Source organism: Streptomyces sp. NPDC058289 (genome assembly GCF_042880975.1).
Lineage (GTDB): Bacteria > Actinomycetota > Actinomycetes > Streptomycetales > Streptomycetaceae > Streptomyces > Streptomyces stoeckheimensis.
The window spans coordinates 1-11,348 of record NZ_JBHVYI010000002.1; the positions used below are offsets into that span (position 1 = coordinate 1).

At 73.3% G+C, this 11,348-nt stretch carries 11 protein-coding genes; 5 read left to right on the top strand and 6 right to left on the bottom strand.

Features of this window, described 5'->3' with window-relative positions:
* Positions 1-202 precede the first annotated feature (202 nt).
* Both ACFVX6_RS00915 and ACFVX6_RS00920 read right to left on the bottom strand, forming a co-directional pair.
* Positions 203-2,422: an NADP-dependent isocitrate dehydrogenase gene (locus tag ACFVX6_RS00915; RefSeq protein ID WP_389686584.1), complete on the bottom strand. Its 2,220-nt coding sequence runs from the start codon at positions 2,420-2,422 to the stop codon at positions 203-205.
* A 224-nt stretch (positions 2,423-2,646) separates the two neighbouring features.
* Positions 2,647-3,000, bottom strand: coding sequence for a DUF805 domain-containing protein (locus tag ACFVX6_RS00920; RefSeq protein WP_389686586.1), 354 nt, complete (start codon positions 2,998-3,000; stop codon positions 2,647-2,649).
* A 272-nt stretch (positions 3,001-3,272) separates the two neighbouring features.
* On the opposite strand from ACFVX6_RS00920, the gene ACFVX6_RS00925 reads away from it, so the two are divergent.
* The gene (locus ACFVX6_RS00925; RefSeq protein WP_389686588.1) at positions 3,273-4,277 is read left to right on the top strand and encodes an NAD-dependent epimerase/dehydratase family protein; all 1,005 of its coding nucleotides are present in this window, start codon (positions 3,273-3,275) and stop codon (positions 4,275-4,277) included.
* Between the two features lie 185 nt (positions 4,278-4,462).
* On the opposite strand, the gene ACFVX6_RS00930 is transcribed toward ACFVX6_RS00925, so the two are convergent.
* On the bottom strand, positions 4,463-5,608 hold the full coding sequence (locus ACFVX6_RS00930; RefSeq protein ID WP_389686590.1) for a sensor histidine kinase: 1,146 nt from the start codon (positions 5,606-5,608) through the stop codon (positions 4,463-4,465).
* Complete coding sequence (locus ACFVX6_RS00935) at positions 5,605-6,312, bottom strand: response regulator (RefSeq protein WP_389686902.1); 708 nt, start codon at positions 6,310-6,312, stop codon at positions 5,605-5,607. The genes ACFVX6_RS00930 and ACFVX6_RS00935 overlap by 4 nt, the downstream gene beginning before the upstream one ends.
* Before the next feature lie 192 nt (positions 6,313-6,504).
* On the opposite strand from ACFVX6_RS00935, the gene ACFVX6_RS00940 reads away from it, so the two are divergent.
* The 3 genes from ACFVX6_RS00940 to ACFVX6_RS00950 are packed head-to-tail and all read left to right on the top strand — an operon-like array spanning position 6,505 to position 8,614.
* Entirely contained in the window at positions 6,505-7,290 is a 786-nt protein-coding gene (locus tag ACFVX6_RS00940) for a glycosyltransferase family 2 protein (protein ID WP_389686592.1), read from the top strand.
* Complete coding sequence (locus tag ACFVX6_RS00945) at positions 7,287-7,910, top strand: DUF2064 domain-containing protein (RefSeq protein WP_266962100.1); 624 nt, start codon at positions 7,287-7,289, stop codon at positions 7,908-7,910. Before ACFVX6_RS00940 ends, ACFVX6_RS00945 begins: the two co-directional genes overlap by 4 nt.
* Entirely contained in the window at positions 7,907-8,614 is a 708-nt protein-coding gene (locus ACFVX6_RS00950; RefSeq protein ID WP_389686594.1) for a class I SAM-dependent methyltransferase, read from the top strand. Before ACFVX6_RS00945 ends, ACFVX6_RS00950 begins: the two co-directional genes overlap by 4 nt.
* On the opposite strand, the gene ACFVX6_RS00955 is transcribed toward ACFVX6_RS00950, so the two are convergent.
* Together ACFVX6_RS00955 and ACFVX6_RS00960 are read right to left on the bottom strand one after the other, a co-directional pair.
* Positions 8,603-9,157, bottom strand: a complete 555-nt coding sequence (locus ACFVX6_RS00955) for a GNAT family N-acetyltransferase (protein WP_389686596.1) — start codon at positions 9,155-9,157, stop codon at positions 8,603-8,605. The two genes, ACFVX6_RS00950 and ACFVX6_RS00955, sit on opposite strands and share 12 nt — an antisense overlap.
* Before the next feature lie 39 nt (positions 9,158-9,196).
* Complete coding sequence (locus tag ACFVX6_RS00960; protein ID WP_389686598.1) at positions 9,197-10,357, bottom strand: serine hydrolase domain-containing protein; 1,161 nt, start codon at positions 10,355-10,357, stop codon at positions 9,197-9,199.
* Positions 10,358-10,443: 86 nt separating this feature from the next.
* Between ACFVX6_RS00960 and ACFVX6_RS00965 the strand changes: the two genes are divergently transcribed.
* Positions 10,444-11,313, top strand: coding sequence for a GyrI-like domain-containing protein (locus tag ACFVX6_RS00965; protein WP_389686600.1), 870 nt, complete (start codon positions 10,444-10,446; stop codon positions 11,311-11,313).
* Positions 11,314-11,348 lie beyond the last annotated feature (35 nt).

The window sequence follows — 11,348 nt, forward strand, 5'->3', positions numbered from 1 at the left end:
GGGTGCGGGTCCGGGCCGCGGGGCGCGCCCCGCGGGCATACGCGCCGGAACTGGTGCACCGGCTCTGCCCGGGCGCGGAGCGGGGGCCGCCCCGGCCGGCGATTGCCGACCGGGGCGGACCCGTCGAAGCGGTGGACCTCAGTCCTGATGATCCGCAGTCCTGCTGGGCCTCAGCCCTGGCGGACCTCAACCCTCAAGGACCTCAGCCGAGGAGCGCGAGCGCCGCGTTCAGCGTCGCGGACGGCCGCATGATCGCCGAGGCCTTGGCGGCGTCGGGCTGGTAGTAGCCGCCGATCTCCGCCGGAGCGCCCTGCACGGCGATGAGCTCGCCGACGATCTTCTCCTCGGACTCGGCCAGCGTCTTGGCCAGCGGGTCGAAGGCCGCGGCCAGCTTCGGGTCCTCCGTCTGGCGCGACAGCTCCTGCGCCCAGTACAGGGCGAGGTAGAAGTGGCTGCCGCGGTTGTCGATGCCGCCCAGCTTGCGGCTCGGCGACTTGTCCTCGTTGAGGAAGGTGCCGGTCGCCCGGTCCAGGGTGTCGGCCAGCACCTGGGCGCGGGCGTTGCCGGTGGTGGTGGCGAGGTGCTCGAAGGAGACCGCCAGCGCGAGGAACTCACCGAGGGAGTCCCAGCGCAGGTAGTTCTCCTTGACGAGCTGCTGGACGTGCTTCGGGGCGGAGCCGCCGGCGCCGGTCTCGAAGAGGCCGCCGCCGTTCATCAGCGGGACGACCGACAGCATCTTGGCGCTGGTGCCCAGCTCCAGGATCGGGAACAGGTCGGTCAGGTAGTCGCGCAGCACGTTGCCGGTCACCGAGATGGTGTCCTCGCCGCGGCGGATGCGCTCCAGGGAGTACGCGGTGGCCTCGACCGGGGACAGGATCTTGATGGTCAGACCGTCGGTGTCGTGGTCGGCGAGGTACGTCTTCACCTTGGCGATCAGCTGCGCGTCGTGCGCGCGGCCCTCGTCGAGCCAGAAGACGGCCGGGACGCCGGTGGCGCGGGCGCGGGTGACGGCGAGCTTGACCCAGTCCTGGATCGGCGCGTCCTTGGTCTGGCAGGCGCGGAAGATGTCGCCGGCGGCGACCTCCTGCTCCAGGACCGTGGCACCCGAGGCGTCGACGAGGCGGACGGTGCCGGCGGCGGCCAGCTCGAAGGTCTTGTCGTGGCTGCCGTACTCCTCGGCCTTCTGGGCCATGAGGCCGACGTTCGGCACCGAGCCCATCGTGGACGGGTCGTACGCGCCGTGCGTGCGGCAGTCGTCGATGACGACCTGGTAGACACCGGCGTAGCTGCTGTCCGGGAGGACGGCGAGCGTGTCGGCCTCGGCGCCGTCCGGGCCCCACATGTGGCCGGAGGTGCGGATCATGGCCGGCATCGAGGCGTCGACGATGACGTCGGACGGTACGTGCAGGTTGGTGATGCCCTTGTCGGAGTCCACCATCGCGAGGGCCGGGCCCTCGGCGATCTCGGCGTCGAAGGAGGCCTTGATCGCGTCGGCGTCGGGCAGCGCGCCCAGGCCGTTCAGGATGGTGCCGAGGCCGTCGTTCGGGGAGAGGCCGGCGGCCGCCAGGGTCTCGCCGTAGCGGGCGAAGGTCTTCGGGAAGAAGGCGCGGACCACGTGGCCGAAGATGATCGGGTCGGAGACCTTCATCATCGTGGCCTTGAGGTGCACGGAGAACAGGACGTCCTCGGCCTTGGCGCGCTCGATCTGGTCGTTGAGGAAGGTGCGCAGCGCGTCGACGTGCAGGACGGACGCGTCCACGACCTCGCCGGCGAGCACCGGTACGGACTCGCGCAGCACGGTGACGGCGCCGTCGGCGTCGACGAACTCGATGCGCAGCGTGTCGGCCTCGGCGATCACGGCGGACTTCTCGGTGGAGCGGAAGTCGTTCTCGCCCATGGTGGCGACGTTCGTCTTCGACTCGGAGACCCAGGCGCCCATGCGGTGCGGGTGCGCCTTGGCGTAGTTCTTGACCGAGGCGGGGGCGCGGCGGTCGGAGTTGCCCTCGCGCAGGACCGGGTTGACGGCGCTGCCCTTGATCTTGTCGTAACGGGCGCGGTTCTCGCGCTCCTCGTCGTTCTTCGGGTCGTCCGGGTAGTCCGGAAGCGCGTAGCCCTGGCCCTGGAGCTCGGCTACCGCGGCCTTGAGCTGCGGGATCGACGCCGAGACGTTGGGCAGCTTGATGATGTTGGCGCCCGGGGTCTTCGCCAGTTCGCCGAGCTCGGCGAGGGCGTCCGCGATCCGCTGGCCCTCTTCCAGGTACTCGGGGAAGCTGGCGATGATCCGACCTGCCAGGGAGATGTCACGGGTCTCGACATTCACACCGGCCGTCGACGCGTACGCCTGGATCACAGGCAGGAAGGAATACGTCGCGAGGGCCGGGGCCTCGTCAGTGTGCGTGTAGATGATGGTCGAGTCAGTCACCGGATGCTCCGCTCCACAGTCTGCGTCTCTCGTCTGCAACATTGCTCGACATCAAGATATCTCGTGATCGGGCCGGTCTGGACAGCCCCCCGGCGCAAGGCCGTGCGAGACGCGCGTCACTCTCGGTGGCCGGGGCCGCCCGAGCCGCCCGGAAACGGCGAAAGCGCCGCCACCGGCTGTTTCCAGCCAGGGGCGACGCTCCGGTACTACGGCTGCCGGCCTGCTCAGGCGTGGACGGCCTTGGGGCTCGGGCCGTACTGATTCGGGTTCGGCTGACCCTCGGTGGCGGTCAGGACCAGCAGCCAGATGCCGCCGACGAGCGGGATCAGACCGATGAGCAGCCACCAGCCGGACTTGCCGAGGTCGTGCAGGCGGCGGATGGAGAGGCCGAGACCCGGAAGGAAGGTGGCCACCGCGTAGAGCAGGTAGATCCACGGGGAGGTGCCGAGGACACCGTCGATGACGGCGGCGATGATCAGCGCGGCGATGTCGAAGAGGACGAACATCCAGTACTCCTGGCGGCGCGCGCGGCCGGAGAAGACGGCGTACTTCTTCAGGACGTCGGTGTAATAGTGCATGGGTCCCCCCAAGAGACGGTGTGTCGGCCGGTCCCCGATGGAGCGAGCCGGGGCAGAACTTATGCCCCGCTTACGTCGCGGTCAAGCCAGTTGGCAAGGCACCAAAAGGGTTACTTTTCGCCGCTCGGCGGCTCAAACACACTGGTACCGGGCGCAACTTGGGACCCCCTGCCCCCATCCACTCACCGCCCGTGACGAAATGGGCTGACGGAAGTCTTACGGAGGGGCGTGGGAGCCCCCTCCGCCCCCCGGTAGTCCGTAACGTCCCGGTCATGCGCGTACTCGTCACCGGCGGATCCGGGTTCATTGGCACCCACATCGTTACCACTCTGCGCCTTCGCGGCCACGATCCCCTCGTCCTGGACCTCGTCCCCCCGGCGGACGGCGCCGAGTTCGTACGGGCCGACGTCCGAGACCCCGAGGCCGTACGCCGGGCCTTGCGCGGGGTTGACTCCGTCTGCCACCAGGCCGCGATGGTCGGCCTCGGCAAGGACTTCGCGGACGCCCCGGCGTACGTCTCCCACAACGACCTCGGTACGGCGGTGCTGCTCGCCGCGATGGCGGAGGGCGGGGTCCGGGACCTGGTCCTCGCCGGCTCGATGGTGGTCTACGGCGAGGGCCGCTACGAATGCCCGCGCCACGAGGTCGTGCGCCCGGGTCCGCGCCGCGCCGCCGACCTGGCCGCCGGCCGCTTCGAACCGCGCTGCCCCGTCTGCGACTCGGAGCTGGCGCCCGGGCTGGTGGCCGAGGACGCCCCGACGGATCCGCGCAACGTGTACGCGACCACGAAGCTGGCCCAGGAGCACCTGGCGGCCTCCTGGGCGCGGTGCGCGGACGGCCGGGCGGTGTCGCTGCGCTACCACAACGTGTACGGACCGGGGATGCCGCGCGACACCCCGTACGCGGGCGTGGCCTCCTTCTTCCGCTCCTCGCTCGCGCGGGGCGAGGCCCCGCAGGTGTACGAGGACGGCGGCCAGCGGCGGGACTTCGTCCACGTGACGGACGTCGCCGAGGCCAACGCCCTGGCCCTGGAGGCCTCGACGCCGCTCGGCGTGTGCACGGCCTACAACACCGGCAGCGGAAGCCCGCACACGGTCGGGGAGATGGCCACCGCCCTGGCCGCGGCCCACGGCGGCCCCGCCCCCGTCGTCACCGGCGAATTCCGCCTCGGCGACGTCCGCCACATCACGGCCGACTCCCACCGCCTGCGCGCTGATTTGGGCTGGCGCCCCGGCGTCGACTTCGCGACGGGCATGAGGGACTTCGCGCACGCCTGACGCCCGGCCGGATCCAGCCCACCGGGCGCCTTCAGGCCCACGGGCCCGCGCCTCCGGGCGAACGCCGGCCACATCCAGCCCCGCCGGCGTTTGAGGCGCGGGGGTCCGGGGGCAGCGCCCCCGGCAACGGCGCCGCACCCACCCACGACGGGGAGCACCATCAAGCCGCTCCGCCCGGCCAGGGCTCAGGCCGGCACCGGCAGGGTCACCTCGAACCGGCACCCTCCGGGAACGTTGCGCACCGCCGCCCGCCCCGCGTGCGCCTCCACGATGCCCCGTACGATCGCCAGCCCCAGCCCCGCACCCGCCGGAGGCGCCGGCACCGATGCCACCCCCGCCGGAGGCGTCCGCGCCGGAGTGCCCCGCCAGCCCGTGTCGAAGACCCGCGGCAGGTCCTCCGCGGGGATCCCGCCGCAGCCGTCCGTCACGGAGACGACCACCGCTCCCCCGTCCTCCCGTACGGAGGCCGCGATCGCCACGGTGCCGTCCGCCGGGGTGTGTCGGATCGCGTTGATCAGCAGGTTGGCCAGGACCCGCGTCATCTCCTTGCCGTCCACCTCCACCGGCACCCGGTCCACCGCTCCGCCGTCGAGCCGCACCCCGCGCTCCCGCGCCAGCGGATGCACCCCGGACAGCGCGTCGCCGACCAGGTCGTACACCGACATCCGGCTCGGGCTCAGCGCCAGCGCCCCCGCGTGGATGCGGGACAGTTCGAAGAGGTCCCCGACCATGGAGTTCAACCGGTCCACCTCGGTGCGGATCTGCCGGTGGTAGCGCGCCGGATCCTCCGCCATGCCGTCCTCCAGCGCCTCGGACATCGCCCGCAGACCCGCCAGCGGGGTCCGCAGGTCGTGCGAGATCCAGGCCACCAGCTCCCGCCGCGAGGTCTCGAGCGCCCGCTCCCGTTCCCGGGACACCGCCAGTTTCTCGCTGGTCGCCGCCAACTCCCGCGACAGTGAGGCCAGTTCCGCCGTCGCCAGCCCCGGCGGCGCCGCGAAACTGCCGCCGTCACCGAAGTCCCGTGCGGCCAGCGACAGTTCCCGGCTGCGGGCCACCACCCACCGCCCCAGCAGCAGCGCCACGGCCAGGGAGACCACCGCCGCCATCGCCACGACCAGGGTCACCACCCCGAGGTCGTGCCGGGAGAGGAACATCGCCTGGGCCACGGCGAGCGTCCCGGCCAGCATCGCGGTGACCGTCACGGCGGCGATCACCGTCAGTGACACCGCGACCGACCGGTGCCGCACCAGCCGCAGCACGAGCGCGCCGAGCGCCCCCGCGCACACGGCCCCGCCGAACGCGAACAGCGCGATGAGCAGTATGTCCTTCATGCCGCGGCCACCTCGCCCGGTTCGAAGCGGTAGCCGACGCCCCACACCGTCTGGATCAGCTTCGGCCGCCCCGGGTCCTCCTCGACCTTGGCGCGCAGGCGGCGTACGTGCACCGTCACCGTCGACAGGTCGCCGAAGTCCCAGCCCCACACCTCGCGCATCAGCTCCTCCCGCCCGTGCGCCTGCCCGGGGTGCCGGAGGAAGTGCGCGAGCAGGTCGAACTCCCTGACGGTGAGCGCCAGTTCGTGTCCGTCCTTCGCGGCCCGGTGGGTGGTCGGATCGAGTGTGATCCCGGCGGCCGTGAGCCGGGCCCCTCCCCCGCCGGACCCCGAGGCCGTCGCGGCTCCGGCCGCCGCCGCGCGCCGCAGCACGGAGGAGACCCGCAGGACCAGCTCGCGCGGGCTGAACGGTTTCGTGACGTAGTCGTCGGCGCCCAGTTCCAGTCCCGCGATCCGGTCGTCCTCGTCGCCCCGCGCGGTCAGCATGATCACGGGCACCGGGCCGGCCGCACGGAGCCTGCGGCACACTTCCAGCCCGTCCAGACCCGGCAGCATGAGGTCCAGTACGACCAGGTCCGGCCGGAGCGCAGCGGCGCGGTCGAGCGCCGCCGGGCCGTCGGCGACACTCTCCACCGTGTAGCCGGCGCGCCTCAGGTAGCCGGTGACGACCTCCGCCACCGTCGGGTCGTCGTCGACGACCAGAATCCGCGCGGGCACCGGCTCCGCACCGCCATCGCCATCGCCACTGCTGCTACTCACGCCGTCACCGCTCATACCGTCCAGCCTCCCACCCACGGGCGCCGGCCCGGACCCCGGAGCGCGTCCACGGGGGCGACGTCCGCGTTTCGTAAGGAGTCCACGGCCCTTTTGCGGGGCCCCGGTTCCTACGGTGAAACCGTGAGCGAAACCGTGACGGTAGACGTCGTACTTCCCTGTCTCAACGAGGCCGAGGCCCTGCCCTGGGTCCTCGCGCGCATCCCGGACGGCTGGCGGGCCCTGGTCGTGGACAACGGTTCCACCGACGGCTCCGCCGAGCTCGCGCGGGCCCTCGGCGCGACCGTGGTCACCGAGTCCCGGCGCGGTTTCGGCGCCGCCTGCCACGCCGGGCTGCTCGCCGCCGAGGCGGACGTCGTCTGCTTCTGCGACTGCGACGCCTCGCTGGACCCCGGGCTGCTGACCGGCTTCGTGGCGGTCGTCGCCGCGGGCGAGGCCGATCTGGTCCTCGGCCGTCGCCGTCCGCAGGGCCGCGGTGCCTGGCCCGCGCACGCCCGGGCCGGGAACCTGGCGGTGGCCCGGCTGCTGCGCAGGCGGACCGGACTGCGGCTGCGCGATCTGGGCCCGATGCGGGCCGCGCGCCGGGAGGGACTGCTCGGGCTGGACCTGTCGGACCGGCGCTCCGGCTACCCGCTGCAGATGGTGGTCCGGGCCGCGGACGCGGGCTGGCGCATCCGGGAGGTGGACGTGCCGTACCTGCCGCGCTCGGGGAAGTCGAAGGTGACGGGCACCTGGCGGGGCACCTGGCAGGCGGTGCGCGACATGAGCCGGGTCCTGGCGCAGCCGGCCGACGGCCGGGCTGCCGGCCGGGCCGGTGCGGGCGCGCCGTCCGGCGGTTCGGGCGCGTCCTCCGGTGGTGCGGGCTCGCCGTCCGGCGGTTCGGGCGCGTCCTCCGGTGGTGGGCGATGAGCACGACCACCCTGCTGGTGATCGCGAAGGAGCCGGTCCCGGGCCGGGTCAAGACCCGGCTCACCCCGCCGTTCACCCCGGCCGAGGCGGCCGCGCTGGCCGAGGCCGCGCTCGCCGACACCCTCGCCGCCGTGGCCGCGGCCCCCGCGCGACGCCGGGTCCTGGTCCTGGAGGGACGGCCCGGCCCGTGGCTGCCGCCCGGCTTCGAGGTGCTCCCGCAGTGCGCCGGGAGCCTGGACCTGCGGCTCGCCGCCGCGTTCGGGGCCTGCAGCGGGCCCGCGCTGCTGATCGGCATGGACACCCCGCAGGTCACGCCGGAGCTGCTGGACGTCGACTGGTCGGCGTACGGGGCCTGGTTCGGGCCCGCCGTCGACGGCGGGTTCTGGGCGCTCGGACTGGCCGTACCGGATCCCGCGCTGCTGCGCGGGGTACCGATGTCGGTCCCCGAGACGGGCGCGGTCCAGTACGAACGGCTGCGTGCGGCCGGGCTGCGCACCGGCCGGCTGCCCGTCCTGCGGGACGTCGACACCGCCGGGGACGCCCGCCTGGTCGCCGCCGAGGCCCCGGCGGGCGCCTTCGCCGCGCGGCTGGCGGACCTCACCCGGCCGGTCCTGCGATGACCACGCTCACCTCGGGCGGGGCCCGGGCCGGCGGTCCGGTCACCGCATGGTCGGCCGATCCGTACACGGTGGCCCTGCGCCGCGGCCGGGGGCCGCTCTACCTGCGGCGGGGCGACGGGTGGCTGCTCCCGCTGGACGTGGAGCGCTGGTGCGAGGCTCCGGACGGAGCCGACCGGACGGTGCTGGGCCGCTGCCGGGGCGCCGTCCTCGACATCGGCTGCGGCCCCGGCCGGCTGGTCTCCGCGCTCGCCGCCCGCGGACACCGGGCCCTGGGCATCGACGTCAGCCCGGAGGCGGTGGCCCGGACCGCCCGCTCGGGCGGTACCGCCTTGCACCGGTCGGTCTTCGACACCCTTCCCGGCGAAGGCCGTTGGGACACGGCGCTGCTCATCGACGGGAACATCGGCATCGGCGGCGACCCCGCCGCGCTGCTGCGCCGGACGGCCGAGGTGCTCGCGGTGACCGGCTCGCTGATCGTGGAGTGCGCGCAGGCGGAGGCCGGGGCCGACGTGGACGAACGCTGCGAGGTCCGGGTGGCCGACGGCCGCGGCGGCCTCGGGGCGCCGTTCCCCTGGGCCCGCGTCGGCCCGGCGGCCCTGGCCCGGCACGCGGCGGCCGCGGGCTGGGCGCCGGCCGGCCACTGGACCGCGGCGGGCCGGCCCTTCACCGTACTGACGCGGCCGGCCGGTCCTTCACCGTACTGACGTCGGCGTGACCGATGGCCACACGCCGAACCACTGCTCGGCGCCGAACTCCTCGAACCGCTCCACCTCGGTGAACCCCAGCTTCGCCGCGAGGCGCATCGCGCGATCGTTGGCGGTCTGCGTGCACAGCACCACCGGCTCGCCGGGAATCGCGCCGGCGAACCAGCCGAGTGCCGCGGCGCACGCCTCGGCGGCGTACCCGTACCCCCACGCCCCGGGCAGGAACATGTAGCCGAGTTCAGCCTCTCCGGCCCCCGGCAGGACGTGCCCCGGGCGCTCCGTGTCGCGCCGATCGAGGGACACCGTGCCGATCATCGCTCCGTCGAGATCGATCACGAAGAGGCCGGGGCGCCGGCCGGGCACCTCGGGCACGGCGCGTTCGAGTTCGTCTCGCGGTCGGGGGCCTCCGAGGTAGGTGCGCACGTCCGGCGATGCGAACAGTTCGATGAACGCCGTCCGGTCCCGGGCCTCGGACCCACGGAGCACGAGCCGTTCGGTCCGTATCGGGACGGGCGGCCAGGCGACGGGTCCGAGTTCGGTCATGGCGGGCAACCTATCGGACGCCGGTGACCCGTCGCTCTGTCAGTGCATTCCGCCGTACGCGGCCATGACGATCTCCATGCCGCGGTCGTCCTCCTGCCGTTCCCGGTCGATCATCTGGTTCATGACGTAGGCCACCGTCATCCGTGCGTCGGGATCGCTCACGACGAGCGAGCCGCCCCAGCCGCCCCAGCCGAAGGCGTTGCCGAACTTCCCGAAGCCCGCCGTCCAGGACATCGGCGTCCCCAGCACGCGGTCCGCACCGTTGAACACCTCCTGCCACGCGGGCTCGCACCCCTGGGGGGACAGCAGCCGCACCCCACCGGCCGTTCCGCGGTTCGCCAGGACCGACTGGACCAGGGCGACGGAGCGGGCGTTGCCGTAGCCGTTCACCGCGGGGATCTGCGCACGGCGCCAGGCCGGCGCGTTGACGTCCGCGACCCGGACGGCGACACCGGTGTTCTCCCGGCGCGCGCCGTCCGGTCCGGGCGGCGCGCTGGCGGCGTACGCGTCGGTCAGTGACGGCGGCGGGATCAGCGGTGCGACGCGGTGGTCGTGCTCCGCGGGGAGCCCGATGTGGAAATCCGCGCCCAGCGGCCCGGCCACTTCCTCCGCGAAGAACTCACCGAGACCGCGGCCGGTGATGCGGCGGACGATCTCGCCCACGAGGAACCCGAAGGTGAGCGCGTGATAGCCGGCGGCCGTTCCCGGTTCCCATGCGGGCGCCTGCGCGGCCAGCCCCGCCGTCACGCCCTCCCAGTCGTAGAGCTCCTCGACCGTCCTCGGCCCGGACAGGCCCGGCAGGCCCGACGGGTTCGGCAGGTCCGACGGCGTCGGCAGGTCCGGCAGCCCCGCAGTGTGCGACAGCACGTGCCGCACCAGCACGCCCTCCTTGCCCGCCGCGGCGAACTCGGGCCAGTAGGCGGCGACCGGCGCGGACAGATCGAGCAGGCCCCGGTCGACCAGGATCAGCGCGCACAGGGCCGTCATGTTCTTGGTCGTCGAGTTCACGCAGGCGAGGGTGGAGCGCTCCCAGCCGACGGAACGGTCCGCGTCGGCGTACCCGCCCCAGAGGTCGACCACCGGCTCGCCGTCGATGGAGACGGCCGCCGAGGCGCCCACGTCTTCCTTGGCGAGCAACCCTGCAAGTGCCTCGTGGACCGCACCGAACCGCGGCTCGCAATATCCCTTAATGTCGTTCATGGGCATAAGCCTCGGGCAGCGCCACGTCGTGCCGCCCGACAATTCCCGCACGGGATGTGTCGGGTGGGAACGGAAGGACGGACAGCGTGCTGGAGCGGCTGAACCAGGCGTTGGAGCACCTGGAGTCCCGCCTCGACCAGGAGATCGACATGGCCGAGGTGGCCCGGATCGCCTCGGTGTCGGAGTACCACTTCCGCCGGCTGTTCTCCGCGCTCGCCGGGATGCCGCTCCCGGTCTACGTACGGCGCCGGCGGATGACGCTCGCCGGGGCCGAGGTGCTGGCCGGGGAGCTGACGCTGCTCGACGTGGCGGTGCGGTACGGGTACGGCTCGGGCGAGGCGTTCGCCCGGGCGTTCCGCTCGGTGCACGGCATCGGGCCGGGCGAGGCCCGGCGCACGGGCGCGGTGCTCACGGCGCAGCCGCGCATGTCCTTCCGTGTCGTCGTCGAGGGAAGCACGACCATGCGGTACCGGATCGTGGAGAAGGAGGCGTTCCGGGTCCTCGGCAGGAAGGCCCGGGTGCCCCTCGTGCACGACGGGACCAACGCGGCGGCCACGGCCCATGTGGAGGGCCTGGACGAGCGGGCGGTCGTACGGATGAAGGAGCTGGCCGGCCTGGAGCCGGAGGGGGTCCTGTCGGCGGTCGTGCACCTGACCGACAGCCGGGAGGAGGGTGCCGAGGTGGACTACTGGGTCGGCGTGGTGACCGGCCCCGGGACGAGCGCCGAGGGGCTCGACGCCCTCGACGTGCCGGCCGGGACCTGGGCGGTCTTCGACAACCACGGGCCCTATCCGAGCGCCCTGCAGGATCTGTGGCGCGACGTGTTCACCCAGTGGTTCCCCTCGAACCCGTACACGAGCCGGCCGGGTCCGGAGCTCCTGCGGACGCGGCCGGTGGAGATCGGCGCGGAGACCGACTCCCAGCTGTGGGTCCCGGTCGAGCGGGGCAGCGCCTGACAAGGGCGGCGTCCGACAAGGACAGTGCCTGGCGA